This is a genomic window from Micromonospora sp. WMMD737 (assembly GCF_049179055.1).
In the GTDB taxonomy this organism is placed as follows: Bacteria; Actinomycetota; Actinomycetes; order Mycobacteriales; family Micromonosporaceae; genus Micromonospora; species Micromonospora reichwaldensis.
On sequence record NZ_JBMHMH010000001.1, the window covers coordinates 525,296 to 551,296 of the forward strand.

Sequence of the window (26,001 nt, forward strand, 5' to 3'; positions counted from 1 at the left end):
CATGCCGACCACATCCACTTCCCGTGTCGAGGACAGGAAACGCCTGGTACGCCGGCTCGCCGGCAGTGGGCGCGGCTTCGCCGAGCAGTACGGTTTCCGGGTCGTCAACAACCCGTCGAGCCTGTTCCAGGTGCTCTGTCTCGCCGTGCTGCTGGCCCGCCGGGGTGACTTCCGGCGGGCCGTGGACAGCGCGCACGCCCTGCCCGCAGCAGGCTGGGACAGCGCCGCCCGGCTGGCCCGGTCCCTGCACGGTGACCGGGTACGCGTGCTTTGCGACAGCGGCCAGCGTGGTGACGTCGACGCCCTCGCCGACACGCTCGGCGACCTGGCGCGCGCCGTGGTGGAGCGCTACCGGGGCGACCTGCGCCGCCTGCGCGCGGTGGCCCACCACGACCCGGCCCGGGAGCGGGAACTGCTCACCGAGCTGCCCGGGGTGGACGCCACGGTGGTGGACCTGTTCCTGCGCGAGGCCCAGGCGCTGTGGCGTGAGGTGGCACCGGTGGCCGACCGGAGGGCGCTCGTCGCGGCCCGCCGGCTGGGGCTGGGCCGCTCCGCCGACGACCTGGCGGGCCTGGCCGGCAGCGGGGAGTCCGAGCGCCTGGCGTGGCTGGTCGGGGCATTGGCCCGGGTGGACCTGGAGAAGCGGTACGCGGAGTTGGCCGCCTGACCTGGTGGTGGGCTGGCCCACACTTCCCCTCGTAATCGTCCGAACGGGTGATGTTTCATCGTATGATGGTCGCGGCACTGATGCCCGCCCGGTTCGGGTGGGCATTTACCGCCTGGTGGTCGCGGCCCGGTTCGGGCCCGACCGGCCACCGGACAGGTTCTGTGTGGCGCCCCGGTCGCGGTTCGCGACGGGGGCGCCCGCCTGTCCGGCAACTCCCGCTCTCCGCAGGCGTCGGCCCACTCCACGCGGATGCCGGCTCATCTTGCCAAGCCGGCCAGCAGGTTCACCGTGACCGCGATGATGAACGCCCCGAACAGGTACGACACCATCGCGTGTCGCAGGACCGTACGGCGCATCTCGTTGCTGTTCAGCGCCGTGTCGGAGACCTGGAAGGTCATTCCGACGGTGAACGCCAGGTAGGCGAAGTCCGAGTAGCGTGGCGGCTCCGACTGGTTGAAGTCGATCCCACCGTCGGGCCCCGTGTAGTAGATCCGCGCGTACCGGGCGGCGAACACGGTGTGCACCACCAGCCAGGACAGCAGCACGCTCAGCACGGCCAGCCCGCCGTAGAGGTTGCGGGCGGGCGCGGCGGGTGCCCCGTGCGCGCTGATCACCACGATGCCGACGGCCAGCAGGCTGGCCAGGCAGGCGGCGAGCAGCAGCGCGTCACGTACCGCCCGGTTCGGGTCCTCGTACACCGCCAGTCGGGCCGTCCCCCGCGCGTCCATCGGCCACAGCCGGTGCCAGACCAGCACCAGCCAGCTCAGCGCCGCCGCGTCCCAGCCGGCCAGCGGCGCCAGCGCCGGCGTGACGGCCAGCGCGGTGAGCCCGCCGGCCACCAGGCCGATCGCGCCCATCACGGTGAGCTGGACCGCGGCCGGGGTGTGCCCGACCGGCCCGCGCGTCGTCATCCGTCACCGGCGCGGGCGCCACGCTCCGGCCCGAACGTGTCCGGCCTGGACGTGCCCGGCGTGTCCGGCCTGGACGTGCCCGGCGTGTCCGGGCTGGACGTGCCCGGCGTGCCCCGCCCGGGCGCGTCGTCGGCCCGCGACAGCAAGGGTCAGATGCCGCGCAGGTGCTGCGACACGCGCTGGTGCCGCTTGTCCCGGGCCTGCGCCGCCCGCTGCGCGGCGCCGACCTCCGGGGCCGCCTCGATGCCCGCGGAACGGGCCACCTCGTTGCCGTTGGCGTAGTCGACCGGTGGAAGGGCCCGCAACGCGCGCAGCACGTCCGGCGGGGCGCCCTCCCGTTCGGCCTGGCGTACCACGTCGTCCTTTTCGGCCGGGTAGTCCAGGCTCGACAGGTGCAGCACGTCGGCGTAACTCGCCATGGTGTCGACTCCTCCGGGGCATCGATCCGGTCACGACCGGCGGCGGTTACCCGCCCGGCGGGCCGTCACGCGCCGTCCCGCGCGGAAATCCCCGTCGTTTCCCGGCCGTGCCGGCGGGTACGCGCAGACCCCGACGCAGCCTGAAGGAGCCCGGATGAACTACGACACCTTCGTCGACCAGGTCGCCCAGCGCACCCGTACCTCCTCGGAGCAGGCGGTGACGCTGACCCGGGCGACGCTCGAGACTCTCGCCGAGCGGCTGACCGGCGGGGAGGTGCTGGACCTGGCGGCCCAGCTGCCCAAGCCGTTGCAGCTCGTGCTGAAGCCGAGCCCGGGTACCGAGTCGGCGGAGCGGTTCGGCGCGGCCGAGTTCGTCGCCCGCGTCGCCGTGCGGGCCGGGGTGACCGAGCCGGCGGCGCGCGACGCCGCCCGGGCGGTCTTCGTCACCCTGCGCGAGGCGATCAGCGGCGGCGAGTTCGACGACGTGGTGATGCAGCTCCCGCGCGACTTCCGGGACATGGTCGAGCCCGCTATGGCGCCGGGTGCCACCCTGCGCCGCTCCTGACCCTGCCGCCCACCCGGCGACGCCGGCCGGACGCCCACCCGGCGACGACGGCCGGACCGACCGCCCGGGGTGGTGCCGGCCGGGACGAGGGGGCGGTGGTGCGCCGCCTCAGGCGACGGCGCCGGCGGCGCGCAGGGCGGCGACCCGCTCCGGGGCGAAGCCCGCCCCCGCCAGCAGCTCGTCGGTGTGCTCGCCCGGCTGGGGCGGGGGGCGGCGCAGCGCGGTGGGAGTGCCCGAGAAACGGGGCGCCGGCGCCGGCTGGGTGACCCCGTCCCGCTGGACGAAGGTGCCCCGCGCGGCCAGGTGCGGGTGCTCCGGCGCCTCCCGCCAGTCCAGCACCGGCGCCACGCAGGCGTCCGAGGAGCCCAGCAGCGCCGTCCACTCGTCCCTGGTCCGGGTGCGGAACAGCCGCGCCCACGACCGGCGCAGCGCCGGCCAGTTCCCCGGGTCGGTGCGGTCCAGCGCCTCGTCCGGGGCCAGCGGGAAGCCGGAGCGCCGGACGAGCTCGTCGTAGAACCGTGGCTCCAGCGCGCCGACCGCCAGATGCCGGCCGTCGGCGCACTCGTAGGTGTCGTAGAAGGGAGCGCCGCCGTCGAGCAGGTTCACCCCGCGCGCGTCCTGCCACATGCCGAGCCGGCGCAGCGCGTGGATCTGGGTGCTGAGCACCGCCACGCCGTCGACGATGGCCGCGTCGACCACCTGGCCGCGTGCGCCGCCGCGCACCGCGTACAGGGCGGAGACCAGGCCGAGGGCGAGCATCATCCCGCCGCCGCCGAAGTCGCCGAGCAGGTTCATCGGCGGCACCGGGCGCTCGCCGGCCCGGCCGATCCCGTGCAGCGCGCCCGTCAACGCGAGGTAGTCGATGTCGTGCCCCGCGTACGGCGCCGCCGGGCCGTCCTGGCCCCAGCCGGTCATCCGGCCGTAGACCAGCCGGGGGTTCGCCGCGAGGCAGTCCGCCGGGCCGACCCCGAGGCGCTCGGTCACCCCCGGGCGGAACCCCTCGATGAGCGCGTCGGCGTCGGCGACCAGGGCCAGCACCACCTCCCGCCCGCCGGGGGACTTCAGGTCGACCCCGATCGAGCGGCGTCCCCGGTTGAGCAGGTCCGGGTGCGGGGTGCCGAAGGCGTCCGGGTCGACGTCCGTGGCCCGGTCCACCCGGACCACGTCCGCGCCCAGGTCGGCCAGCATCATCGCGGCGAACGGGCCGGGACCGATGCCGGCCAGCTCGATCACCCGTACGCCGGCCAGCGGGCCGGCCGGGACGTCCTCGGTCATCGGCACACCATAGGCGAGGCGCGTTTGCGTCGTAAGGGGCCGGGAACCCGCCCACCGAGAAGCGGGAGGTGGCGTGGTCGACGACCGGATCAGGGTGGCCATGCTGCACGGTCCCGGTCGGCCCGACGCCGACGGCGTCAGCGACTACGTGGCGCACCTGGTCGAGGCGCTCGACGGCGTCGGTGTCGAGGTGACCCCGGTGCCGGTGCGCCCCGACGCCGGCCGGGGACGCTGGCGGGCCGCCACCGCCCGGGCCGCCCGCCGGGTCCGCGAGCTGGCCCCCGACGTGGTGCACGTGCAGTTCGCCCCGTCGGCGTACCGGTTCTCGGGGCAGCCCGGGCTGCTGCCGTGGCGGCTGCCCCGGCGGGTGCCGCTGGTCACCACCCTGCACGAGTACGGCTGGTGGGCCTGCCCCGGCTGGCTGCCGACCCGGCTCTGGTCGGCGCTGGAGCGGGCCCGCTGCTGGGACCGGGAGTCCGGCCGGCTGGTGCCGGCCAGCGCGGCCGTGATCGTCACGAATCCCGGCCACGGCGACGTGGTCCACGCGCGTACCGGCCGGCGGGCCACGCACATCCCGATCGCGCCGAACGTCGTCGACCGCGTCGGCGCGTCCACCGCGGGGGCGCGGCTGCGGGCGGAGCTGGGCCTGCCGGAGGGCGCGCCGCTGCTGGCCTTCTTCGGTTTCGTGCACCCGGTGAAGGGACTGCGGTACCTGATCGAGGCACTGCCGGAGCTGCGTCGCGACCATCCGGACCTGCGGCTGCTGGTGGTCGGCGGGTTCACCTCGCAGGCGCTGCCCGAGCGGGAGGCGCGCGCGTTCCGCGCCGAGCTGACCGGGCTGGCCCACCGGTGCGGGGTGGCCGACGCGGTGACGTTCACCGGACACCTGCCCGCCGAGCGGGTCTCCGCCGCGCTGCACGCCGCCGACGTGGCGGTGCTGCCGTTCACCACGGGGGTGAGCACGAAGAGCGGCGCCCTGCTCGCCGCGCTCGCGCACGGCGTGCCGACCGCGGTGACGCAGTCCGACGCCGGCGACGACGGACCGCACCGCAGCGGCGCGGTGGCGGTGATCGGCGCCTGCCGGGACAGCGCCGCGATCGCGCGTACCGTCGGCAGGCTGCTCGCCGATCCGGTGCTGCGCCGCCGGCTCGCCGAGCGGGGGCGGGCCTTCGCCGCCGCGTACTCCTGGCCGAGGGTGGCCGCCGCGCACCGTGACCTCTACGCGCGGACCCTGGGGCGCGCGGATGCCTGACCGGTACGCGGACATCCTGGTGGTCGATTTGCTCGGCGGGATCGGCGACCTGCTGATGCTGCTGCCGGCGGTGCACGGCCTGGCCCGCCGCAACCCCGGCGCGCGGCTGCGGGTGCTCACCCACGATCCCGGGGCGGACCTGGTGCGCGCCGACCCGGCCGTCGCGGAGGTGCGCACCCCCCGGCACGGCCGGCCGGGCGCCGAGCGGGAGGCGGTCGTCGAGGCGCTCGCGGCCTGCCGGCCGGACCTGGCGGTCGCCACCACCCGCTACGACGGCATCCCCGACCTGCTCGAGGCCGGCGCCGGGCGGGCCGTGACGAACCTGTGGCGCGATCCGCCGCCGGAGCAGCCGGTCGGCGACCGCTACCTGGAGATCCTCTGCGCCGAGGGGCTGCTCGGCGCGGCCGACCGGGCCGCCCGGCCCCGGGTCCACCTGGGCGACGAGGCCCGGCGCGCGGGGGAGCGGGCGGTGGCCCGGCTGGTGGGGGAGCCCCTCGCGCCGCCGGTGGTGCTCGTCACCGACGCCGGGATGGCGGTCAAGCGCTGGCCGCAGAGGCACTGGCGGGGGCTGGCCCGCGCCCTGACCCGGCGCGGACACCCGGTGCTCACCGTCGGCCCGGTCGACCCCGCCGCGCCGGTCGGGGTGCCGCTGCCCCGAGCCGACCTGCCCACCCTCGCCGGGCAGCTCGCGGCCGTGGGCCGGCGCGGCGGGGTGGTGGTCGGGCCGGACACCGGGCCGCTGCGTCTCGCCGCCGCGACGGGCGCCGCGACGGTGGCGCTGTTCGGCCCCACCGACGCCCGGCGGTACGGGATGGGCGGCACCGACCTGCAGGGCCTGCCCGGCTGCGGGTACCGGCGTCCCACCGCCATCACCGAACAGCCCTGCTGGTGGGAGGCGCGCTGCCCGCTCGACCCGGCCGGCCCGGCGTGCATGGCCGACCTCGACGTGGCGGCCGTGCTCGCCGCCGTCACCGCCCGTTGAGCTGGGACGAAAGCCCCTCGACGCCCCAGATCACGCCTTGCGCGCGTGATCTGGCGTGCCCCGTTTGCCGAGCCCACGGGCCTGCCCTAACCTTGTCGCGACGAGGGGAGTACTTCCCACGAGCCATCCCGGTCAGTACGGCGTGCCCGGAGCACGCCTCGGGTGGCTGCCCACGAAAAGTGGGTGAAGGAGACCTCGAACATGACAGGGTGTTCGAGGAGGCTCCATGTCCGATTTGCCATATCTTGCTGCCACCGGTCTCCAGTCGGTGGGCACCCCCACGCTGTGGGGCGTCACCATCGCCGCCGTGATCGCACTGCTGGTGCTGGACTTCCTGGTCACCCGCAAGCCGCACGAGGTCTCGATGCGGGAGGCGCTGGGCTGGTCCGCCTTCTACATCGCCCTGCCGCTGGCCTTCGGCGCCTGGATCTGGTCCCGCTTCGGCTCCCAACAGGGCGTCGAGTACCTCACCGGCTACCTGGTGGAGAAGTCCCTCTCGGTCGACAACCTGTTCGTCTTCATGCTGCTGCTGGCCGCGTTCGCGGTGCCGGCCGAGCTGGCCCAGCGGGCCCTGCTCTACGGCATCACCGGCGCGCTCCTGCTGCGCGCGGTGTTCATCGCCATCGGCGCGGCGGCCCTGCAGACCCTGGACTTCGCGTTCCTGCTCTTCGCGATCATCCTGCTGCTCACGGCGGCGAAGCTGCTGCGCGACGCCGTCACCGGGCACGAGCAGGAAGTCGACATCAGCAAGATGCGTTCGGTGCGGCTGCTGCGCAAGTTCATGCCGGTCACCGAGGAATACCACGGCCCGAAGATGGTCGTGCGCCTCTCCGGCCGGCGTACGCTCACCCCGTTCGCCCTCGTGGTGACGGCGCTGCTCGCCACGGACATCGTCTTCGCCGTCGACTCGGTGCCCGCCGTCTACGGCATCACCGAGGACCCGTACCTGGTCTTCGCCACCAACGCGTTCGCCCTGCTGGGGCTGCGGGCGCTCTACTTCGTGCTGCACGCCGCGCTCAGCCGGCTGGTGCACCTCAGCTACGGCCTGGCGATCATCCTGGCGTTCATCGGCGTCAAGCTCGGCCTGCACTGGGCGCACGGCATCTGGCCGGGCGTGCCGGAGATCCCGACCCTCGCCTCCCTTGGCGTCATCATCGGCGTCCTGGTGATCGTCACCCTCACCAGCCTGCGGGCCACCAGCAAGGCCGGCCGGGGCGAGAAGGAAGTCGTGGTCGAGCGGAACTGAGGCGTCACCCGTCGCGGTGCGGATCCGCCGACCGCGCCTCGCCACCCGCCCCGGGTGGTACGACTGACGGGTGGGAATCGTGTCACCGGGCTTCCAGGGCCGGCCCCGCTCCGCGGAGCCGGCCCTGCCGCCGGGGCAGTACCTGACGCAGGACTTCCCGGTGCTCTCCGCCGGCCCGACGCCGAGGGTGCCGCTGGAGACCTGGGAGTTCGTCATCTCCACCGAGTCCGGCGCCGAGTTCCGGTGGAGCTGGGACGAGCTGATGGCGCTGCCCCAGGAGACCCCGTCGGTCGACATCCACTGCGTCACCCGCTGGTCGAAGCGGGGCACCGACTGGCAGGGGGTCTCCCTGGACACCCTGCTGGCGGGCGTCGACACCGGCGCCCACCACGCGCAGGCCCACTCGTACGGCGGCTACACCACGAACCTGCCGCTGGCCGACCTGCGCGGCGGGCGGGCCTGGGTCGCGCACCGCTACGACGGCGCAGCGCTGCCGGCCGAACACGGCGGCCCGGCCCGGCTGCTCGTGCCGCACCTCTACTTCTGGAAGTCCGCCAAGTGGGTGCGCGGCATCCGGCTCACCACGGACGACCAGCCCGGATTCTGGGAGACCGCCGGCTACCACGACTACGGGGATCCGTGGCGTGAGCAGCGGTACCAGGGCGATTGACCGCCCCGCTGCGCTGGCGGGTGGCCCGGTTGCGCGAGCGCCGGGTGGAGACGCCCACCGCGCACACGCTGGTGCTCGAGGCGCCCGGCTGGCCGGGGCACCTGCCCGGGCAGCACGTCGACGTGCGGCTGACCGCCCCCGACGGCTACCAGGCGGCGCGGTCGTACTCGCTGGCCGGCCCGGCCGAGGGCGACCGGATCACGCTGACCGTGCAGCGGGTGCCCGACGGCGAGGTGTCGCCGTACCTGATCGACGTCTACGCCGAGGGCGACCCGGTGGAGGTGCGCGGCCCGGTCGGCGGCTGGTTCGTCTGGCGGCCGGAGGACACCCCGCCGGTGCTGCTGGTGGCCGGCGGGTCGGGCGTCGTGCCGCTGATGGCGATGGTGCGCGCCCGCCGCGCCGCCGGCAGCCGGGTGCCGTTCCGGCTGCTCTACTCGGTGCGCACCCCGGCCGACGTGTTCTACGCCGACGAGCTGCGCCGCCGTGTCCGCGACGACCTGGGCCTGGACGTCGCGTACGTGTACACCCGCGAGGCGCCGCAGGACTGGCGGGGCGAGCCGCACCGGATCGGGCTGGCCGACGTGAACAGCCACGGCTGGCCGCCCGAGCTGGAGCCGCTCTGCTACGTCTGCGGGCCGACCGGCTTCGTGGAGAAGGTGGCGGACCTGCTCGTCGGGCTCGGCCACCAGAGCCGGCGGGTGAAGACCGAACGGTTCGGCCCGACCGGCTGAGCGTCGAGAAGGAGCGCCCGATGACCGACACGTCGTACCTGGACGGCAACATGCTCGACGGCCCGCTGCGGGAGCTGTTCGCCGTCGACCTGAGCACCGCCGCCGGGCGGTGCGAGCACTGCCGCACGCAGGGCCCGCTGGCCGGCCTGCGGGTCTACCCGCACGCTCCCGGCCTCGTCGGCCGCTGCCCGAACTGCGCCGAGGTGATGCTGCGGCTGGTCCGCTCGCCCGGGCACGCCTGGCTGGACCTGCGCGGGGCCACCTTCCTGCGGGTGCCGATGCCGCCGGAGCAGCCGTACCCGGGTCCGCTGTGACGGCCGGGTCGGACGGGGGCGGCGCGGTGGGCGAGGACCTGCGGGCGCGGTCGGCGTCGGAGGTGTTCGACGACCACCTGCGGCTGGCCGCCGAGCACCGGTTCGCCGAGGACCTGGCGCGCAACGTGTCGCCGTCGTGCGTGGTCCTGGAACGGCGCGGCGTGTTCCGCGGGCACGCGGGCGTCGGGGAGCTGGCGCGCCTGCTGGAGGAGGAGCTGCCCGGCGCCCGCTACGTGTACACGAACCGGATGGTCGAGGGCCGGATGGCGTTCCTGGAGTGGACGGCGCGCATCGAGGGCGTACGGGTCTGCGACGGGGCGGACTCGTTCCTCATCGAAGAGGGCTGGATCGTCGCCCAGACCATCCACTACACGCTGGAGCGGGTCGACGACGGGGCGGACCAGCCGGCCGGTCCGTGAGGGCCGGGGTGCCCGCGACCCGCTGGACAAGGGCGGCGCGCACGGCGACAGTGGTCTGCCGTGAGGTATCTGCGTACATCGGGTCCGGCCGCCATCCGTCGGCCCCGGCCGGCCGACGAGGCCGAGTTCGTCGCGGCGGCCCGGCGCAGCCGTGACCTGCACCATCCCTGGCTCGCCGCCCCCGACGACCCGGCGCGGTACGCCGCGTACCTGCGCAAGATCCGCCGTCGGGACCACGCCGGGTACCTGATCTGCGACCGGGACAGCGGGGCGATCGCCGGTTACGTGAACATCAGCGGGATCCTCATGGGCGCGTTGCGCGGCGGCTACCTCGGTTACGCCGCCTTCCTGCCCTACAGCGGAACCGGACACGCCTTCGCCGGCATCGGCCTGGTGGTCCGGCACGCCTTCGACACGCTCGGTCTGCACCGACTGGAGGCAAACATCCAGCCGGGCAACGAGCCGTCCCGACGGGTGGCCCGCAAGCTCGGTTTCCGGCTGGAGGGTTACTCGCCGGACTACCTGTTCATCGACGGGGCGTGGCGCGATCACGAACGGTGGGCGATCACCGCCCCGTGTCCCGCGGGCGGATAGGCCGGTGGCGGCACGTCACGGCCGCCACCGGCCACCGGGTCAGCGCCCGGGCCGGCGTGCCTCAGGTCGCTGGCCGTCGAGGCGTACGAACCGCCCCTGCTTGTGCTCGACGCGCCGGCGCTGCCGGGCCGTGAGCTGCGGGCGACCGCTCTGCCGCAGGTAGATCGGCTGCCGCCGGTCGTTCGACATCGGTGTGCTCATGGCGCTGTCCTCCCGTCGCTCGGGTGGCGGTGGAGCACCACCGTGCCGCCGGGGCGGGTGAGGCGAACCCACCCGCCCCGGGTGACCCGGCCCGGCCCGATCCGCTGCGGTCGCCTGGACGGCTGCTTCACCCGGAGCGGGTGATGACGGACAGCGACGGTCTTCCTACGGTGGAGGCATGGCTGTCGTCCGTCCGACCCCCGCCGACCCCACACCCGGCCTGCGGGCCGCCGCCGGGCAGAGCGGCGACCAGCGGGCCATGCCGCCCGAGCTGGGCCCGGACTCCATCGCCGTGCTCAGCGGCCCCACCTTCATGTACTCCGACCCTTGCGGGGACGTGCCGCCGGGCAGCATCGGCGGCCTGGTGCACCTGGACACCCGGCTGCTCAGCGGCTGGGTGCTCACCGTCAACGGCGAGCAGTTGCTGGTGCTGCGCGCCGAGACCATCGACCACTACTCGGCCCAGTACGTGCTGACCAACCCGGCCCAGTCCGATCTGCCGCCGGACAGCCTGGGCATGCGGCGGCTGCGGTACGTCGGCGACGGCTTCCACGAGCGGGTGGAGATGGTGTCCTTCCGGCCGGAGCCGGTCCGGTTGGAGCTGCGGCTGGCCGTGGGCGCCGACTTCGCCGACCTGTTCGAGGTCAAGTCGGGGGTCCGGGACCGCTCCGCCGAGATCACCCGTAGCCACGCGCAGGACGGCTCGGAACTGTGCTTCACGTACGCCCGGGGCGACTTCGCCGCCGAGACCCGGGTCTGCTGCTCCCGGCCGGCGGACCGGGTCGAGGGCGACGACCTCGTCTGGGACATCACTTTGCACAGACGGGAGGAGTGGCACGTCGACCTGCACGTGCCGCTGCCACCGGGAATGGGGGTGGTGGAGCCGGTCCGGGGCGACATCGCCGACGTGTTCCACCGCCGCGCCGACGACCCGGTGCGCCGCTGGGCCATCGGGCGGGCGGTGCTGCACAGCGACAACCAGGCCCTGGAACGGACGATCCGAAAGTCCCGCGACGACCTGACGGCGCTGCGCCTCGACCTGGAGGTCAAGGGGCAGCGGATCATGCTGCCTGGTGCCGGCCTGCCCTGGTTCCTCTCCGTCTTTGGTCGCGACACCTTGATCACCGCGTACCAGACGCTGGTCGCGGGCCCGGCCCTGGCCAAGGGCGCGCTGCTCGCGCTGGCCCGGTTGCAGGGCGAGACGTGCGACGACTTCACCGACGAGGAACCCGGCAAGATCCTGCACGAGGTGCGCAGCGGCGAGCTGACCCGCACGGGGCTGAAGCCGTACGGGCCGTACTACGGCTCCGCCGACGCCACCCAGCTCTGGCTGGTCCTGCTGTCGGAGTACTGGCGGTGGACCGGGGACGACGAGACCGTCCGGCTCCTGCGCGACAACGCCCTCGCCGCGCTGCACTGGATCGACCGGTACGGCGACCGCGACGACGACGGCTACGTCGAGTACGCGACGCGCTCCCCGGAAGGGCTGGGCAACCAGTGCTGGCGCGACTCCCCGGACGGCGTCTGCTTCGCCGACGGCCGCATCCCGGTGCTGCCGATCGCCACCAGCGACCTGCAGGGCTACACCTACGACGCGAAGCTGCGCCTGGCCGAGCTGGCCGACGGCCCGCTCGCCGAGCCCGACCTGGCCCGCCGACGCCGAGGCGCTGTACGAGCGGTTCAACCGCGACTTCTGGATCGACGACCGGGGCGGCTTCTACGCGGTCGGGCTGGACGGCGACAAGAACCCGATCGACTCGAAGACCTCCAACATGGGGCACCTGCTGTGGAGCGGGATCGTGCCGCCGGAGCGGGCCGGCACGGTGGTGCGCCAGCTGATGGCCGACGACATGTTCTCCGGTTGGGGGATTCGCACCCTCTCCTGGGACGAACGGCTCTACAACGCCCTCGGCTACCACCTGGGCACCGTCTGGCCGCACGACAACTCGCTGGCGGCGCTCGGCATGGCCCGCTACGGCTACCGGGCGGAGGCGAACCGGGTGAGCCTCGCCCTGCTCGAGGCGGCCGAGCAGTTCGGCCACCGGCTGCCGGAGGCGATGAGCGGATTTCCCCGGGAGCGGCTGCTCTTCGCGATCCCGTACCCGACCGCGTGCAGCCCGCAGGCGTGGGCGGCCGGCACGCCGCTGGCCCTGGTCCGGGCGATGCTCAACCTGAACCCGGTGGACGGCCGGTTGGTCCTCGACCCCGACATCCCGCACGAGATCGGGCGGATCGCCGCCGAGCGGGTGCGGGCGTTCGGGCGCTGCTGGGAGGTGGAGGCGGTCGGTCAGACCGGGCACGTCCGGCTGGCCGAGTGCTGAATCGTCCGACCCGCCACGTTTGCCCCGCTCCGGGGTGGGAACGGGGCGGCAATGACGAAACCTCGTGTGGTGATCGTGGGGGCCGGGTTCGCCGGTTACCACGCGGCGAAGACGTTGAGCAGGCTGGCCCGGGGCCGGGCCGAGATCGTGGTGCTGAACTCGACCGACTACTTCCTCTACCTGCCGCTGCTGCCCGAGGTGGCCGCCGGCGTGGTCGAGCCCCGACGGATCTCCGTGCCGCTGACCGGGACGCTCGACGGGGTGCGGGTGCTCATCGGCGAGGCCGACCACGTGGACCTGCAGAACCGCTGGGTCGGCTTCACCCAGCCGGAGGGGGACCGCAACCGGATCGCGTACGACCGGCTGGTGCTGGCCGTCGGCAGCGTCAACAAGCTGCTGCCGATCCCCGGTGTGACCGAGTACGCCCACGGCTTCCGTGGCCTTCCCGAGGCCCTCTACCTGCACGACCACGTGATCCGGCAGATCGAGCTGGCCGAGCAGACCGACGACCCGGCCGAGCAGCAGGCGCGCGCCACCTTCGTGGTCGTCGGCGCCGGCTACACCGGGACCGAGGTGGCCGCGCACGGCCAGCTCTTCACCGACGAGCTGGTCTCCCAGCGCCCCCGCCTCAAGATCCGCCCGAAGTGGATGCTGCTCGACGTCGCGCCCCGGGTGCTGCCGGAGCTGGACCAGCGGATGTCGGAGACCGCCGACCGCGTGCTGCGCCGCCGGGGCGTGGACGTGCGGATGGGCACCTCGGTGGCCGTGGCGACCGCCGACGGGGTGACGCTCACCGACGGCGACTACGTGCCCACCTGCACCCTGGTCTGGTGCGTCGGCGTGCGTCCCGACCCGTTCGTCGCCGAGCTGGGACTGCGCACCGAGCGGGGCCGCCTGGTCGTCGACGAGTACCTCACCGTTCCCGGCTTCCCCGAGGTGTACGCCTGCGGCGACGCGGCCGCCGTGCCGGACCTGGCCCGCCCGGGGCAGATCTGCACCATGACGGCGCAGCACGCGCAGCGGCAGGGCAAGCTGGCCGCGCACAACATCGCCGCCTCCTACGGGCAGGGGCGACGCAGGCCGTACAAGCACCACGACCTGGGTTGGGTGGTCGACCTGGGCGGCAAGGACGCGGCGGCGAACCCGTTGAAGGTGTCGCTGTCCGGGCTGCCCGCCAAGGCGGTCACCCGCGGCTACCACCTGCTGGCGATGCCGGGCAACCGGGCCCGGGTGAGCGCCGACTGGATGCTCGACGCCGCGCTGCCGCGCCCGGCCGTGCAACTCGGCCTGGTCCCGGCCAACGCCGTGCCGCTGGAGAGCTCCTCGCCGGAGGTGGCCGTCCGCGCCCGCTGACCCGCACTGGGCGTCTCAGCGCGGGGCGAGGGCGGCGTCCGTGGCGGGACGGGCGCCCGCGACGAAAGCGTCCAGGGTCGGCCCGTGCAGCACCCCGCCGGGCACCGGATCCCGTGCGGCCCGCGCGGTCAACCGGGCCACCGGCAGCCGCCCGGGGCGCAGCGCGGCGGCGAACACCAGGTTGCCGTACCGCCGCCCGCGCAGCATCCGGCGGTCGGCGACCAGGCAGACGTCGGCGAAGACCGCCCGCAGGGTGGCGGCCTGGACCCGGGCGAAGACCAGCGGCGGCAGGTCGGTCACGTTGACCAGGAGTAAGCCGTCGGGGCGCAGCGTCCGGGCCACCTCGGTGACGAACTCGACGCTGCGCACGTGGGCGGGCATCCGCGCCGCCCGGTAGATGTCGGCGAGCACCAGGTCGTAGCCGGCCGCGGGCGCCCGGGTCACCGCGTCCCGGGCGTCGGCCACCCGTACGTCGACGCCGGCGGGCGGCGCGGGCAGTTCCCGCGCCACCAGGTCGACCACGGCCGGATCGCGTTCCACGACCAGTTGCGGCGAGCCGGGCCGGGTGGCGGCCATGTAGCGGGGCAGGGTCAGCGCGCCGCCGCCCAGGTGCAGCACGGCCAGCGGCCGGCCGGGTGGCGCCGCCAGGTCGGCCACGGCGGCCATCCGCCGCACGTACTCGAAGTGCAGGTGCCGGGGGTCGGCCACGTCCACGTAGGACTGCTCCACGCCGGCGGCGAGGAGCGTACGCCCGGTGGGGCGGGCCGGGTCGACGACCAGCTCCAGCCGGGGCGCGTCGGAGGGGTCCACCCCGGCAGGCTAGCCGAGCCGGGGCGGGCCGGCGGGTGGACGTCCGCCGGCCCGTACGCCGGTCAGCCGGTCGCCATCCCGGCGCCCGCCTCGTCGATCGCGTCGTCGACGGCGTGGGCGAGGTCCACGTCCATCGCGGTCACCGCGCCGGCCTGCCGGGACCGTACGGTCAGCACGGCGGTGCCCGGGTCGGGGCGGCCGATGCGCGGGCCGCGACCGGTCTCCCGGCGCAGCCGGTCGATCCGGTCCAGCACCCGGTCCAGGTTGTCCGCCGGCAGTTCCAGCGTGCGGGACAGCGCCTCACCGTCGCCGGACCAGTAGGGCAGCGCGCTGAGCGCCTCCCGCAGGTCGGTGTCGCTCAGCGGGGGCGTCGCGCTGGCCGCGCCGACCACCCCGCCGCCGACGGACGGCGGCTCCAGCAGGTCACGCAGGCCGTCCGGCACGTGCAGCGACTCGATCAGGTCGCCGTCGTGGTCGGCCAGCGCCGCCACGGTCGCCTCCGCCTGGTAGCGGGCCTGTTCCGGGGTACGGCCGCTGATGCGGCCCACCTCGGCCAGGAAGCCGGGCAGGTCCGGGCTTCGCCTGATGCCGTCCACGGGCAGGACGTCGTGCAGCTTCGTCGGCACCGCCGCCAGCAGCCGCCGGCGTTCCGCCTCGCCGAGGGCGAAGGCCAGGACCAGCACGGTCGACTCGACGCCCACCTTGGCGGTCCGGAAGTCGGTGCCGGTACGGCGTACGACGTCGTCGACCAGCGCGTGGTAGCCCAGCGGGGTCCCCTCCGGCGCACCCGAGCCCCGGTCGGGCAGGGGGCGGGGGGACTCCGGGACGCCCGCCGGTGGCGGCGCGGGCCCACCGCGCGTGCTGTCCGGCTTGTGGCGGCTGCCGGCCGGCGGCGGACCGGCGCGCTTGCCCTGCTCCAGGTGGGTGAGCTGCTTGGAGGCACTCAGGCTGGCCCCCGTCTCGCTGGCCTGCATGCCGCGCTCACGGGCCTGGCGGGCCAGCGCGCGGCGACGTTGGTTGTCGCCCTCCATCTGCTTGCGCATGGTGACACCTCGCTTCCGCTGGTGTTCCCTCACTTCCGCCGGTCGCCTTCCCGTCGGCGCCGGCACCGAAACGGACGCCGACGGCCTGGCCGGTGACGCCCGGATGGGCGGCGGAACAGCTTCATCCGGCGGGGGTGAGGGGCGGTCACCCGGCGGGAGCCGACGATCGCAGCGGACCGGAGAACTTCCGAGCACGCGGAAGGACAGGTCGTGATGAAGAGGATCGTCGAGATCGTTCCCGCCAGACCCGGCTGGTACGCCCGCTGGCGCCTCTCGCCCGAGGACACCCGCTGCTACCCGGTGAGCCTGTGGGCGCTGCTGGAGGAGGGCGACGGCTCGGGTCGTGAGGTGGTCGGAGTGGACTGCATCGGGCAGTGGCCCGGGGCGGACGACAACGAGGCGGGTGGGGTGTTCGTCCGCTATCTCTTCCAGACGCCCGATTCCGGGCCGCCGGAGGACGCCGAGCCGCCGACGACGGGGCAGCGGCGGACCACCGGGCCCCGGCTGCAACCGCTCACCGCACCCTGATCCTCACTCCGGCCCCCGGCCCCTGGTCCCAGGGTCGGGGGCCACCCCTCGCCCGCGCGGAGCCCGGCCGGCCTCAGCCCGCCCGGCGGGCGGCGCCGTCGCTGCCGCGTTCCACCGCCAGCAGCTCGGTCAGGCCGGTGCGGTCGAGCAACTGCTGGAGCTGGGGATTTACCCCGGTGAGTCGGACCGCGCCCGTGCCGTCGTGATGGGCGGTGAGGAACGCGCTGAGCCCGGACGAGTCGCACAGGCTGACCGCGCTCAGGTCGAACAGGAGCTCCTGGTAGCCGTCCCGGCGCAGCTCGGCGGCGGCGGCGACGAGCTCCGGGGCGGTGTCGAAGTCCAGCTCACCGGCCAGCCGGAGCCGGGCGCGCCCGGCGTCGAGCCGGGTCACCTCGATGGTCAACAGCTGCGCGGCCATGCGCCCATGTTCCCAGCCGCGGGCCCGGGTGCAAAGCCGGGGGGCCGGGCGGAGCGCGTCAGGCCGTGCCAGCGGCGCCCTCCGTCGCCGCCAGGCCCTCGCCGAGCGGCCGGGCGAGCAGGCCCGTGACGCCGGTCATGTCGAGGATCGTCGCCAGGAACCGGGGCACGGCGCACAGCCGGAGGGCGGTGCCGCGCTGCTGCCCCTCGCGCCACGCGTGCACGATCACTCCCAGGCCGGTGCTGTCGACGAAGAGCAGGCCGGCGAAGTCGAGGACGAGGGCCGGCGGCGCGTCGACGAGGATCCGGTCGACCTCGGCGCGCAGCGGCCCGGCGGTGGTGTAGGCGAGGTCGCCGCCCACCCGGATGAGTGGTGCGGCCGGATCCGACCGGTCGACTTCCATGCTCAGCGGAGTCGACTCGGGTTGGCTCCGGTGAGACAGCACGATCACGCCTTTCCGCAGGCCGCCGAGGGACGGGGTGAGGGGATCGTAACAATCCCCGGCAGGTCCCGCCCGGCACGCGACAGCCGACCGCAGGACGGGCGTCGGGTGGCGTTCGCGGCACACGGGCGTAGGGTGGGTGCGAGAGATCCGACCACCTGTGCTGCCTCCCGGTGGTACGGGTTTCGACAAGGAGTGGGGCTCAGCCGGTGACTGCTGCGGACGTCCGGGACTCAGATCCCGGCGACGGGCGGGTCTCCACGCCGAGTGCCGCACGGGCCCCGGCGTGGTCCGGCGGCGCCCCGGCACGCCCGGCCTCCGCGCTCCCCGCACTGGCGGCCGACCGGGAGCACGCGGCGCCCGACTGGTCCGAGGTCGTCGAGCACTTCCGCGAGGGTCTCGTCGTCTGCGACGCGCACGGCGTCGTCCGGCACGTCAGCCCGGTGGCCGAGCGGCTGCTGCCCGAGGTCACCCCGGGCGAGCTGCTCGTGGCGGCCAACCTTGCCGGGCTGACCGCCGACGGCGAGTTCACCCACCGCGACCGCCGGCTGCGCGTGCGCCGGGTGCCGCTGTCCGCCGCCCGCTGCTGCTGGTACGTCGAGGACGTCACCGAGAGCGTCACCCGCGCCGACGCCCTGCTCGCCGAGCGGGCCCGCTCGGCGTTCCTGGCGGTCGTCGGCGAGAAGCTCGGCAATCCCCTGCACCCGGACCGGGCCGCGGCGGCGGTGGTCCGTCTCGCCGTGCCGACGCTGGCCGAGGTGGCGGTGCTGGTGCTGGCACCCCGTTCCGGTCGGGCGCGCTGGTGGCGGGCCGCCCGCAGCGACGACGACGCCCCGGTGGTCGACAGTGGCATCCTGCCCGCCGTCGACCTGCCCGCGGCGATCACCGAGGGGCTGGACGGCGGGGAACCGCACACCCTCGACTGGTTGGCGGAGCAGGCCGCGGAGGCCGGCTGGCTGCCCGGGCTGACCGCGACGGAGGCCTGCGTACGGGTGGTGCCGCTGCCCGGTCGCGACGCCCCGGCCGGCGTGCTGCTGGTCGCGCGGCGCGTGGAGCGCTGGTACGACGAGGCCGACGTGGACCTGGCCCGTGCCTTCGCGGCCCGGGCGGGGGCGGCGCTGACCACGGCGCTGCTCTACCGCGACCAGGCCGAGGTCGCCGACACGCTCCAGGCGAGCCTGGTGCCGGTGGAGCCGGCCGAGGCGACCGGGGTGCAGTGGGGCACCGCCTACCGGCCGGCCCAGGCCGGGTTGCGCATCGGCGGCGACTTCTACGGCTCGCACCGGCTGGCCGACGGCGGCTCCGTGTTCTTCCTGGGCGACGTCTCCGGCAAGGGCGTCGAGGCGGCGGTCTTCACCGGCCAGCTGCGTCAGTGCCTCCAGGCGCTGCACCGGGTCGAGTCGCAGCCGGGGCGCCTGCTGAAGCTGCTCAACGACGCGCTGCTGGAGACCAGCCAGGCGCAGGGGCAGGGGCGTTTCGCGACAATGGTGCTGGGCGTGGTCCGCGCGCACCGCGAGGGCGGCCTGACCCTGACCCTGGCCGGCGGTGGGCACCTGCCGCCGCTGGTGCTGCGCGCCTCCGGCGAGGTCGAGCCGGTCCCGCTGTCGGGCATGCTGGTCGGCGTGGTCCCCGATCCCCGGATCGGGGAGGTGACCGTCCGGCTGGAGCCGGGCGAGACCTGCCTGCTCTACAGCGACGGGGTGACCGAGGCCCGCGGGGGCCGCCGCGGCAACGAGCAGTTCGGCACGGAGCGGCTGGTGCACGCGGTCACCGGCTGCCAGCGGATGCCCGCGCCCGCCCTCGCCGAGCGCGTCGAGCAGGTGACCTGCGACTGGCTGGCCCACGGCGACCACGACGACATCGCCGTGCTCGCGCTGCGCGCGACCGGTCCGGGTGGGCGTACGGCCAGGCACCTGCACGCGGTGCCCGACGCGAGCGGCGCCGCCGAGGCGAGGGAGGCCCGGCCGTGACCGCCGCCCCGACCGCCGACGCCACCCCGGCAGGCGCCTGGCCCGGATACCTGGACTGCCTCCAGGAGGCGGACGAGTACGCCGCCATCGAGGTGGCCACCGGCCTGCTCGAGGCCGGCGTGCCCGCCGAGCGCGTCCTGCTCGACCTGGTCGCCCCGGCGCAGGCGGAGGTGGGGGAGCGGTGGGCACGTAACGAGTGGAGCGTCGCCCAGGAGCACGCCGCGACGCACATCAGCGAGCGCGTGGTGGCGGCGGTGGCCGCGTACGCGAACCCGCGCCCGACGCGGGGCCGGGTGGTGGTGGCCTGCATGGACGGCGAGTGGCACGCCCTGCCGCCCCGGCTGGTCGCCGAGGTGCTGCGGCTGCGGGGCTGGCAGGTCACCTTCCTCGGCGCGAGCGTCCCCGCCCCGCACCTGGTGTCGTACCTGCACCGGCACGACGCCCACGCGGTCGCGCTCGCCTGTGCGCTGCCGATGCGCCTGCCGCACGCGCACCGCATGATCGAGGCGTGCCGGCGCGTGGACGTCCCCGTGGTGGTGGGGGGCCGGGGGTTCGGCGCGGACGGTCGCTGGGCCCGGCGGCTCGGTGTGGCCTGGGCGCCCGACGCCCCGACCGCCGCGAACCTGATCGCCGACGAGCGCGCGCTGCGCCGCGTCCCGCCGGCGGAGCTGAGCCACCTGGCCGACGACGAGTACACCAGCCTGCTCAAGCGGCGCGGCGAGCTGATCGACGGCGCGCTGGCGGACCTGCGGGAACACGACCCGGGGACGCGTGACTACACGCCCAGTCAGCTGGACTCCACCGTCAGCGACCTGGGCTACATCGTGGACTTCCTGGCCGCCGCGCTCTACGTCGACGACGGCTCGCTGTTCACCGAGTTCGTCGACTGGCTGGTCGAGATCCTCACCAGTCGGGGTGTGCCGGCCCCCGCCCTGGGGTCGACTCTGGAACACTACGGGCGGGTCCTGCGCGACTTTCCCCGCGCCGCGCGGTTCCTCGGGGCGGCGCGGTCGTCCCTGGCCAGGGCGGGTGACTCCGGGGCGCGATGAGCGCCGGTGCGGCCGTGTCGGGCGCCCCTGCTTATACTTGCCACACTGCAAGCATCCGCCTGCGGTGGAGCGAGGGGGTCCAGGGGTGACGTTCACGGTCACGTACGCCGACCGCGACGGCGGGACGACGCGCCTGCGACTGGCCGGCGAACTCGACCTGAGCACCGCGCCCGAGCTCAACGCCGCCATCGACCGGCTGGTCGACGCCGGCGAGCGCCGCCTGCTGGTGGACCTGACGGAGCTGACCTTCTGCGACTCCACCGGCATCGCCGCCTTCGTCAGGGGCGACAACCGGGTCGCCGCCGACGGCGGGTGGCTGCGAATCACCGGCGCCACCGGCCGGGTCGACCGCGTGCTCCAGGTGACAGGGCTGGCCGAGGTGCTGCGGCACGAGTCCGGCAGGGCCGACCCGACGGCGCGGTCCGCCGGCTGATGGGCTAGATTTCCCCGCCGGCACAGAGCGCCTCGCGATTCTCCGTTCCACCGACCCGAAGCAGGTAGTGATGGGTGCAGACACCCCGAGTCCGGTTCGCATCCTGGTGGTGGACGACGACCCGGGCGACGTGTTGATGATCGAGGAGGCCCTCGCGGACTCCGACGTCGACAAGGTCATCGACGTCGTCAGCGACGGCCAGGAGGCGATGGAGTTCCTGCGCCGCGAGGGGCGGCACGCCGACGCCCGGCGGCCGGACGTCATCCTGCTCGACCTGAACATGCCCCGGATGGACGGGCGCCAGGTGCTCGGCGAGGTCAAGAGCGACGAGGACCTGCGCACGATCCCGATCGTCGTGCTGACCACCTCCAACGCCGACACGGACATCGTGGGCAGCTACACGCTCCAGGCCAACGCCTACGTCACCAAGCCGATCGACCTGGACGACTTCAACGACGTGGTGCGCCGGATCGACGAGTTCTTCGGCCGGGTGGTCGTGCTCCCGAAGCGCTCCTGAGGCGCCCCCGGGCGGATCGTCCCCGCCGGGTCGCGCGCCGGTGCCCCGCGCGCCCGGCCTTGCGGGCGTCCGCATGGTGAACATTTTTCCCGAAGCCCCTCCGCTGCCGCCCCCAGCGCCGAGGATCCAGGGTGGGGAAGGAAACCACCGGCTGCCTGGGGGGCGACAGTATGAGGTTCTGCGTCGTGGAGACCGGCTACGACCAGCGGCAGGTCGATTCCTGCCTGGACGAGATCGGCGTCCGGCTGGCCCGGCTCGCCGCCCGGACGGAGGGCGCCGCGAGGGCCGGTCGCGAGTGGGACGAGATCCGGGACGAGGCGACGGCACTGCGCGGCCTGCTCGAACGGCTGGACCTCGGCGACGCGGACCGGGCCCGGCGCGGCGCGTACGACGCCGATCGCGAGGCGGTCGACCTGCTGGCCCGGGCGCGGGTCGAGCTCGACGCGGCCCGGGAGGAGGCCCGGCAGGTGCGCGAGCGCGTCTACGCCGAGGCCGTGCAGGCCCGCCGGGACTTCGAGGAGGCGCTGTACGCCCGGCGCAGGCGCGAGGCCCGGGTGGACCGGATCCTCGACGGGCTGACCGTCGAGCCGGTCCCGGCGGACACTCCGACCGCCGCGGCCGGGGTGCCGGCGACCCGGATCGCCCGGGGCGGCGCGGACGCGTCCAGCGAGCCGCCGGGCGGCCGCGCCGGGATCCGCTGACCCTCTCCGGCCCGGGACCGGCGCGGTCAGCCGGCCGCCGTCAGGTCAGCGCGGCGACGACCGTGGTGGCCAGGCCCTCGTGCTGGGCGTACGCGTCGGGGAAGGCCGAGACCTGCACGGCCTGGGCGGCGCCGGCCACGCTCATCTGCTGCCAGCCCGGGACGTCCCGCAGCGCCTCGTAGAAGGCCCGCGCGGCGTACGACGGGCGCATCAGCTCGCGTACGGTGCCCCAGCCGCTGCTCGGGCGCTGCTGGAACAGGCCCACGGAGTCGTGGTCGGAGCCGCTGCCCTGGTGCGGGTACCGGCTGGACTCCGGAAGCACGTCGCTGGCGAGGTTGTAGAGCCGGCTCTCCTGCATGGCGGTCGCCACGGCCACCACCATGGCGCGGCGGGGCATCTTCAGTTCGGCGCCCACGTCGACGATGATCTTGGCGTTGTCCATCTGCGCCTGGGTGAGCCCGGCGACCGGGCGTGGGCGGGGTGGCGGGGCCGGCTTGCGCGGGGCCTTGCGGGTGGCCGAGGGGGTCGGCTTCGGCGTCGGGCTGGGGCTGAGCGTGGGGGAGGGCGAGGGCGAGACGGCCCGGTCCAGGGACCGCGAGGCGCGGTCGTCGTCGACGGCCCGCTCGGCCAGTGCCTCGGCCACGGGTTCCCGCGCGGCGTCGGCGTCCTCGCGCGTGCCGGCGAACGCGGCCACGCCGAGGCAGCAGGTCACGCCGGTGGCGAGCGCGACCCGGACGGGGGTCGAGGAGAGCAGGGCCCGGCCGCCGCCACGCTGCCGTTGCGCGGCGCGATGACGGCCGGTCGTCCGTTCGGTTGAGGCGGGATCGCCCGGGCGGGCGGCCGGGCGATCCTGGGTCAGCTTCTGGTCGAGGGGATCGTCGGGGTGCACCCGCCGAGGCTAGAAAGGCGGGCGCGTCTTGCCATCGGCCTGGTTGGTGGCATGCGCCACATTTTGCGCCGATCTGCGGACCGATTACCCCCGGCAGGCCATCAATGCCGCCAACCGCCCTTGTCGCCTCTTTCGCATATATCCGATTAAGGATAGCTAAGCGGGCGGAGAGCCGATCGCGGGCTCGGGCGCCGGGCCGCCGCCGCGCCTCCACCGAACGGTGGAGGCCACCGTGGGCCACCCGCCCGACCGCACGTCGGCCCTGAGACGACGGTGCGGGTCGTACCGGCGGCGGTGGTGCGGGTCGTACCGGCGGCGGTGAGTGCTGGAGCTGCCGGCGGTGGTGGTGGAGCTGCCGCGCGTCGCAGGGACTGCCGGCAGGCCGGGTCAGTGTCGGCCGTTCTCCGCCGGGGTGACGGTGAGCCGGTGCCGGCTGCCGTCGCCGCTGGAGAAGGGCCACAACCGGTCCGCGTGCTCGACCAGCTCGGCCAGCTGTTGCCGGCTCAGCCCCGCCGACGAGATGGAGGCGTGCACGTCGGCCCGGTACCGGCCGTCGTCGTCGCGCCCGAGCTTCGCCTCCGCGCGTACCTGCACGGTGTGCGCCTCGTCGGTGATCTCGCCCGCCGCCTCCACCGCCGCGTGGTGCAGGCAGGACGCGAAGGCGGCGGCGAGCAGCTGCTCCGGGGTCAGCCCCGAGCAGTGCGGCGCCAGTGGGGACGCCAGGGCCGTGGACAGGCTCCCGTCGTCGGTGCGTACGTGGCCGCCCTCGGCGGTCGCGGTGGCCGTCTCGTTCAGCCAGGAGCTCGATTCCGGCATCGCGTTCCTCCCGTCGCTCACCCGCCCGGCTACCCGGCCCCCGGACGGTGAAACGCGGGCGAGGAGGTGGGCGGCCCGAAGGACGCCGGACGGAAGCGGCCCCCACGACGTCGGCCTGGCCGGGCCGTGGAAGGAGGCTCAGCCGGCCTGACCGGAGCGTGGGAGGAGGCTCAGCGGGCCTGGGTGGACCAGTCGGGAACGGGGGCCGCCTCGGTCGCCTCGGCCGCCGCCCGCTCGGTCCACGGCGAGATCGACCCGCCGCGCTGTCGTGGCGCCATGGGCTGCCCCAGCGGCACGTACACGCGGGCGTCCACCGCCTCCGCCAGCAGCAGGGCCGCCATCAGGCTGGACGGCCGGTCGGCCGGGTCGTCGGCCAGGCAGCTCGCGCACAGGTCGGCCACCTCCGGCGGCAGCCCCTCGATCTCCGGCAGCGGCAGCGGCGGTTGCCGACGGCGCGCGCCGAGCAGCTGGGTCGGGGTCGTGGTGCCCGCCTGGTACGGCAGCCGCCCGGTCAGGCAGTAGTAGAGCAGGACGCCGAGGGCGTACATGTCGGCGGCCGGTGTGACGGGCGCCCGTTCCAGCTGCTCCGGCGCGAGGTAGGCGGGCGTGCCGACCACCATCCCCTCCGGCGACCGGTCCGGCGTGCCGGACGGGGTGGCGATGCCGAAGTCGAGCACCTTCACGCCGGCCGGGGTCAGGATCACGTTCGCCGGCTTGACGTCGCGGTGCACGATGCCGTGCGCGTGCGCCGCGGCCAGCGCGGCGCTCACCTCGGCGCAGACCCGTACGGCGATGCGCCAGTCCAGCGGCCCGGCCCGCAGGTGCGCGGCCAGCGTCTCGCCCTCGGCGAGTTCCATGACGATGTAGGGCAGCTGGCCCTCGGGGCCCGGCCCGCAGGTGCCGAAGTCGTGCACGGAGGCCACGTTCGGGTGCACCAGCCGGGCGGCGGAGCGGGCCTCCGCGCGGATGCGCTCCACAGAGGTGTCCTGGCCCTCCTGCCCGGGGGACATCACCTTCACCGCGACCGGCCGGTCCAGCACCGCGTCGTGGGCCCGCCAGACCTCCGACATGCCGCCGATGCCGATGCGCTGTTCGAGCCGGTATCGCCCGTCCAGCGTTCTCATCGACCGCTCCCTGCTTCTCCTGGCCCGTCCCTCGACAGGTCCCCAGGGCAGCGGTACCCGACCTCCGATCAGGGCAAACCGCTGCCGGATCCGGGCGGGGCCACCCACCGCTGCGGTAGCTTGCGAGCCAGGGCCGCTGCCGGGGCGGGACTGCGGGAAGGCGGGCGCGCGGATGAGCGAGGTGACCGTACGCTTCGTCGGCGGCCCGGCCCACGACCTGGTCCGGGCGGTGCCCGCCGAGCCGGACGGCTCCCCGCCCGCGCACTGGATCCTGCGTCACCCCGACGGCGCCGGGCCGGCCACGGCCGGCGGACCGGACCACCTCTACCAGCGCGAGCAGCCCACCGGCGGCGGCACCTGGACGATGCGCTTCGTGCACACCTACCCGGTGGGCATGACCGAGTGAGCTGGCCCGTCGCCCGTCGGGCGGGGCGGCCAGCGGTCGTGGCCGGGCCACCACGGCGACGACGACCACCGCCACGTCCCGGTCGCCCGGTTGCCCGGCGGCGGACGGCGCGGCCGGCACACAGCGGGGGCACAGGTGGCGCACAAGCCGGGCACAGCGGCCCGGAGCACGATGGGGGCCATGGTGACGGACGGGCAGGTCGGGGCGGGCCGGATCGAGCTGCGCCGCCCCGACGGGGAGCCGGTGCGGGTGCTGGTGGTCGACGACGAGCCGACCCTGGCGGACCTGCTGTCGATGGCGTTGCGCTACGAGGGCTGGCAGGTGCGTACGGCGGGCGACGGCGCGTCGGCGCTGAACGCGGCGCGGCAGTTCCGGCCGGACGCCGTGGTGCTCGACGTGATGCTGCCCGACCTGGACGGCTTCCAGGTGCTGCGCCGGCTGCGTGAGCAGGCCCCGACGGTGCCGGTGCTCTTCCTGACGGCGCGGGACGCGGTGGAGGAACGGATCGCCGGGCTGACCGTCGGTGGCGACGACTACGTGACCAAGCCGTTCAGCCTGGAGGAGGTGATCGCCCGGCTGCGGGCGCTGCTGCGCCGCTCGGGCTTCGCCGTCGCCGCCCGCCCGGACGCGGTGCTGACCGTCGGCGACCTCAGCCTCGACGAGGACAGCCACGAGGTACGCCGCGACGGCTGCCCCGTCACGCTCACCGCCACCGAGTTCGAGCTGCTGCGCTACCTCATGCGCAACCCGCGCCGGGTGCTCAGCAAGGCGCAGATCCTCGACCGGGTCTGGAACTACGACTTCGGCGGCCAGGCCAACGTGGTGGAGCTGTACATCTCGTACCTGCGGAAGAAGATCGACGCGGGCCGGAAGCCGATGATCCACACGCTGCGCGGCGCGGGGTATGTCCTCCGGCCGGCGGAGTGAGCGGGCCG

31 protein-coding genes and 1 pseudogene are annotated in these 26,001 nt (G+C 74.9%); 21 read left to right on the forward strand and 11 right to left on the reverse strand.

Annotation, left to right across the window (positions count from 1 at the left end; translation table 11 throughout):
• The first annotated feature begins 1 nt into the window (after position 1).
• Positions 2-667 carry a hypothetical protein gene (locus ACN27A_RS01590; protein ID WP_421449227.1) on the forward strand — a complete coding sequence of 222 codons (666 nt, stop codon included), beginning with the start codon at positions 2-4 and terminating at the stop codon, positions 665-667.
• A 257-nt stretch (positions 668-924) separates the two neighbouring features.
• Here ACN27A_RS01590 and ACN27A_RS01595 read toward each other — a convergent pair whose 3' ends face one another.
• On the reverse strand, positions 925-1,578 hold the full coding sequence (locus ACN27A_RS01595) for a DUF1345 domain-containing protein (protein ID WP_421449229.1): 654 nt from the start codon (positions 1,576-1,578) through the stop codon (positions 925-927).
• A gap of 149 nt (positions 1,579-1,727) precedes the next feature.
• Positions 1,728-1,997: a DUF2795 domain-containing protein gene (locus ACN27A_RS01600; protein WP_421449230.1), complete on the reverse strand. Its 270-nt coding sequence runs from the start codon at positions 1,995-1,997 to the stop codon at positions 1,728-1,730.
• A gap of 154 nt (positions 1,998-2,151) precedes the next feature.
• On the opposite strand from ACN27A_RS01600, the gene ACN27A_RS01605 reads away from it, so the two are divergent.
• Complete coding sequence (locus ACN27A_RS01605) at positions 2,152-2,562, forward strand: DUF2267 domain-containing protein (protein WP_421449231.1); 411 nt, start codon at positions 2,152-2,154, stop codon at positions 2,560-2,562.
• Between the two features lie 108 nt (positions 2,563-2,670).
• On the opposite strand, the gene ACN27A_RS01610 is transcribed toward ACN27A_RS01605, so the two are convergent.
• Positions 2,671-3,837 (reverse strand): CaiB/BaiF CoA transferase family protein, encoded by a 1,167-nt coding sequence (locus tag ACN27A_RS01610; protein WP_421449232.1) that lies wholly within the window; start codon positions 3,835-3,837, stop codon positions 2,671-2,673.
• 73 nt (positions 3,838-3,910) lie between these two features.
• On the opposite strand from ACN27A_RS01610, the gene ACN27A_RS01615 reads away from it, so the two are divergent.
• From ACN27A_RS01615 to ACN27A_RS01650, 8 genes are all read left to right on the forward strand, one after another.
• On the forward strand, positions 3,911-5,089 hold the full coding sequence (locus ACN27A_RS01615; protein WP_421449235.1) for a glycosyltransferase: 1,179 nt from the start codon (positions 3,911-3,913) through the stop codon (positions 5,087-5,089).
• Complete coding sequence (locus tag ACN27A_RS01620) at positions 5,082-6,071, forward strand: glycosyltransferase family 9 protein (RefSeq protein ID WP_421449237.1); 990 nt, start codon at positions 5,082-5,084, stop codon at positions 6,069-6,071. The genes ACN27A_RS01615 and ACN27A_RS01620 overlap by 8 nt, the downstream gene beginning before the upstream one ends.
• A gap of 226 nt (positions 6,072-6,297) precedes the next feature.
• Positions 6,298-7,317: a TerC/Alx family metal homeostasis membrane protein gene (locus ACN27A_RS01625; RefSeq protein ID WP_421449240.1), complete on the forward strand. Its 1,020-nt coding sequence runs from the start codon at positions 6,298-6,300 to the stop codon at positions 7,315-7,317.
• Between the two features lie 79 nt (positions 7,318-7,396).
• Positions 7,397-7,987, forward strand: coding sequence for a sulfite oxidase-like oxidoreductase (locus ACN27A_RS01630; protein ID WP_421458343.1), 591 nt, complete (start codon positions 7,397-7,399; stop codon positions 7,985-7,987).
• Entirely contained in the window at positions 7,984-8,718 is a 735-nt protein-coding gene (locus ACN27A_RS01635) for a ferredoxin reductase (RefSeq protein ID WP_421449241.1), read from the forward strand. The genes ACN27A_RS01630 and ACN27A_RS01635 overlap by 4 nt, the downstream gene beginning before the upstream one ends.
• A gap of 20 nt (positions 8,719-8,738) precedes the next feature.
• On the forward strand, positions 8,739-9,032 hold the full coding sequence (locus ACN27A_RS01640) for a DUF6510 family protein (RefSeq protein WP_393169383.1): 294 nt from the start codon (positions 8,739-8,741) through the stop codon (positions 9,030-9,032).
• On the forward strand, positions 9,029-9,451 hold the full coding sequence (locus tag ACN27A_RS01645; RefSeq protein ID WP_421449243.1) for a hypothetical protein: 423 nt from the start codon (positions 9,029-9,031) through the stop codon (positions 9,449-9,451). Before ACN27A_RS01640 ends, ACN27A_RS01645 begins: the two co-directional genes overlap by 4 nt.
• Before the next feature lie 60 nt (positions 9,452-9,511).
• Positions 9,512-10,045 carry a GNAT family N-acetyltransferase gene (locus ACN27A_RS01650; RefSeq protein ID WP_421449244.1) on the forward strand — a complete coding sequence of 178 codons (534 nt, stop codon included), beginning with the start codon at positions 9,512-9,514 and terminating at the stop codon, positions 10,043-10,045.
• Between the two features lie 39 nt (positions 10,046-10,084).
• Here the strand turns inward: ACN27A_RS01650 and ACN27A_RS01655 are convergent, their stop codons facing one another.
• Entirely contained in the window at positions 10,085-10,246 is a 162-nt protein-coding gene (locus tag ACN27A_RS01655) for a hypothetical protein (RefSeq protein ID WP_165947859.1), read from the reverse strand.
• 313 nt (positions 10,247-10,559) lie between these two features.
• On the opposite strand from ACN27A_RS01655, the pseudogene ACN27A_RS01660 reads away from it, so the two are divergent.
• From ACN27A_RS01660 to ACN27A_RS01670, 3 genes and pseudogenes are all read left to right on the forward strand, one after another.
• Positions 10,560-11,033, forward strand: a pseudogene (locus ACN27A_RS01660) (glycogen debranching N-terminal domain-containing protein); the annotation flags it as partial.
• A gap of 910 nt (positions 11,034-11,943) precedes the next feature.
• A complete protein-coding gene (locus ACN27A_RS01665) occupies positions 11,944-12,567 on the forward strand; it encodes an amylo-alpha-1,6-glucosidase (RefSeq protein WP_421458344.1) in 624 nt (207 codons plus the stop codon).
• A gap of 51 nt (positions 12,568-12,618) precedes the next feature.
• Positions 12,619-13,920: an NAD(P)/FAD-dependent oxidoreductase gene (locus tag ACN27A_RS01670; RefSeq protein ID WP_421449247.1), complete on the forward strand. Its 1,302-nt coding sequence runs from the start codon at positions 12,619-12,621 to the stop codon at positions 13,918-13,920.
• 15 nt (positions 13,921-13,935) lie between these two features.
• On the opposite strand, the gene ACN27A_RS01675 is transcribed toward ACN27A_RS01670, so the two are convergent.
• Both ACN27A_RS01675 and ACN27A_RS01680 read right to left on the reverse strand, forming a co-directional pair.
• Entirely contained in the window at positions 13,936-14,730 is a 795-nt protein-coding gene (locus ACN27A_RS01675) for a spermidine synthase (RefSeq protein ID WP_421449249.1), read from the reverse strand.
• Between the two features lie 62 nt (positions 14,731-14,792).
• A complete protein-coding gene (locus tag ACN27A_RS01680) occupies positions 14,793-15,773 on the reverse strand; it encodes a DUF2267 domain-containing protein (RefSeq protein ID WP_421449251.1) in 981 nt (326 codons plus the stop codon).
• A gap of 213 nt (positions 15,774-15,986) precedes the next feature.
• Between ACN27A_RS01680 and ACN27A_RS01685 the strand changes: the two genes are divergently transcribed.
• A complete protein-coding gene (locus ACN27A_RS01685) occupies positions 15,987-16,301 on the forward strand; it encodes a hypothetical protein (protein ID WP_151454803.1) in 315 nt (104 codons plus the stop codon).
• Between the two features lie 73 nt (positions 16,302-16,374).
• On the opposite strand, the gene ACN27A_RS01690 is transcribed toward ACN27A_RS01685, so the two are convergent.
• Complete coding sequence (locus tag ACN27A_RS01690; RefSeq protein ID WP_421449253.1) at positions 16,375-16,719, reverse strand: STAS domain-containing protein; 345 nt, start codon at positions 16,717-16,719, stop codon at positions 16,375-16,377.
• Positions 16,720-16,777: 58 nt separating this feature from the next.
• A complete protein-coding gene (locus ACN27A_RS01695) occupies positions 16,778-17,164 on the reverse strand; it encodes an STAS domain-containing protein (RefSeq protein WP_421449255.1) in 387 nt (128 codons plus the stop codon).
• Positions 17,165-17,370: 206 nt separating this feature from the next.
• Between ACN27A_RS01695 and ACN27A_RS01700 the strand changes: the two genes are divergently transcribed.
• The 5 genes from ACN27A_RS01700 to ACN27A_RS01720 all read left to right on the forward strand — a co-directional run bounded on the left by ACN27A_RS01700 (position 17,371) and on the right by ACN27A_RS01720 (position 21,831).
• A complete protein-coding gene (locus tag ACN27A_RS01700; RefSeq protein ID WP_421449258.1) occupies positions 17,371-19,131 on the forward strand; it encodes a PP2C family protein-serine/threonine phosphatase in 1,761 nt (586 codons plus the stop codon).
• A complete protein-coding gene (locus ACN27A_RS01705; protein ID WP_421449260.1) occupies positions 19,128-20,180 on the forward strand; it encodes a cobalamin B12-binding domain-containing protein in 1,053 nt (350 codons plus the stop codon). The genes ACN27A_RS01700 and ACN27A_RS01705 overlap by 4 nt, the downstream gene beginning before the upstream one ends.
• An 85-nt stretch (positions 20,181-20,265) precedes the next feature.
• The gene (locus ACN27A_RS01710) at positions 20,266-20,613 is read left to right on the forward strand and encodes an STAS domain-containing protein (RefSeq protein WP_421449261.1); all 348 of its coding nucleotides are present in this window, start codon (positions 20,266-20,268) and stop codon (positions 20,611-20,613) included.
• A 70-nt stretch (positions 20,614-20,683) separates the two neighbouring features.
• Positions 20,684-21,130 carry a response regulator gene (locus tag ACN27A_RS01715; protein WP_421449262.1) on the forward strand — a complete coding sequence of 149 codons (447 nt, stop codon included), beginning with the start codon at positions 20,684-20,686 and terminating at the stop codon, positions 21,128-21,130.
• A gap of 170 nt (positions 21,131-21,300) precedes the next feature.
• The gene (locus ACN27A_RS01720; protein ID WP_421449264.1) at positions 21,301-21,831 is read left to right on the forward strand and encodes an ATPase; all 531 of its coding nucleotides are present in this window, start codon (positions 21,301-21,303) and stop codon (positions 21,829-21,831) included.
• 40 nt (positions 21,832-21,871) lie between these two features.
• Here the strand turns inward: ACN27A_RS01720 and ACN27A_RS01725 are convergent, their stop codons facing one another.
• The 3 genes from ACN27A_RS01725 to ACN27A_RS01735 all read right to left on the reverse strand — a co-directional run bounded on the left by ACN27A_RS01725 (position 21,872) and on the right by ACN27A_RS01735 (position 24,660).
• Positions 21,872-22,720, reverse strand: a complete 849-nt coding sequence (locus tag ACN27A_RS01725; protein WP_421449267.1) for a hypothetical protein — start codon at positions 22,718-22,720, stop codon at positions 21,872-21,874.
• 387 nt (positions 22,721-23,107) lie between these two features.
• Complete coding sequence (locus tag ACN27A_RS01730; RefSeq protein WP_089000686.1) at positions 23,108-23,536, reverse strand: OsmC family protein; 429 nt, start codon at positions 23,534-23,536, stop codon at positions 23,108-23,110.
• A 170-nt stretch (positions 23,537-23,706) separates the two neighbouring features.
• The gene (locus ACN27A_RS01735) at positions 23,707-24,660 is read right to left on the reverse strand and encodes a serine/threonine-protein kinase (RefSeq protein ID WP_421449270.1); all 954 of its coding nucleotides are present in this window, start codon (positions 24,658-24,660) and stop codon (positions 23,707-23,709) included.
• Between the two features lie 172 nt (positions 24,661-24,832).
• Here ACN27A_RS01735 and ACN27A_RS01740 point away from each other — a divergent pair, with 172 nt between their 5' ends.
• Positions 24,833-25,066, forward strand: coding sequence for a hypothetical protein (locus ACN27A_RS01740; RefSeq protein ID WP_327028105.1), 234 nt, complete (start codon positions 24,833-24,835; stop codon positions 25,064-25,066).
• A 180-nt stretch (positions 25,067-25,246) separates the two neighbouring features.
• Entirely contained in the window at positions 25,247-25,993 is a 747-nt protein-coding gene (locus tag ACN27A_RS01745) for a response regulator transcription factor (protein WP_421449272.1), read from the forward strand.
• Positions 25,994-26,001: the final 8 nt, after the last annotated feature.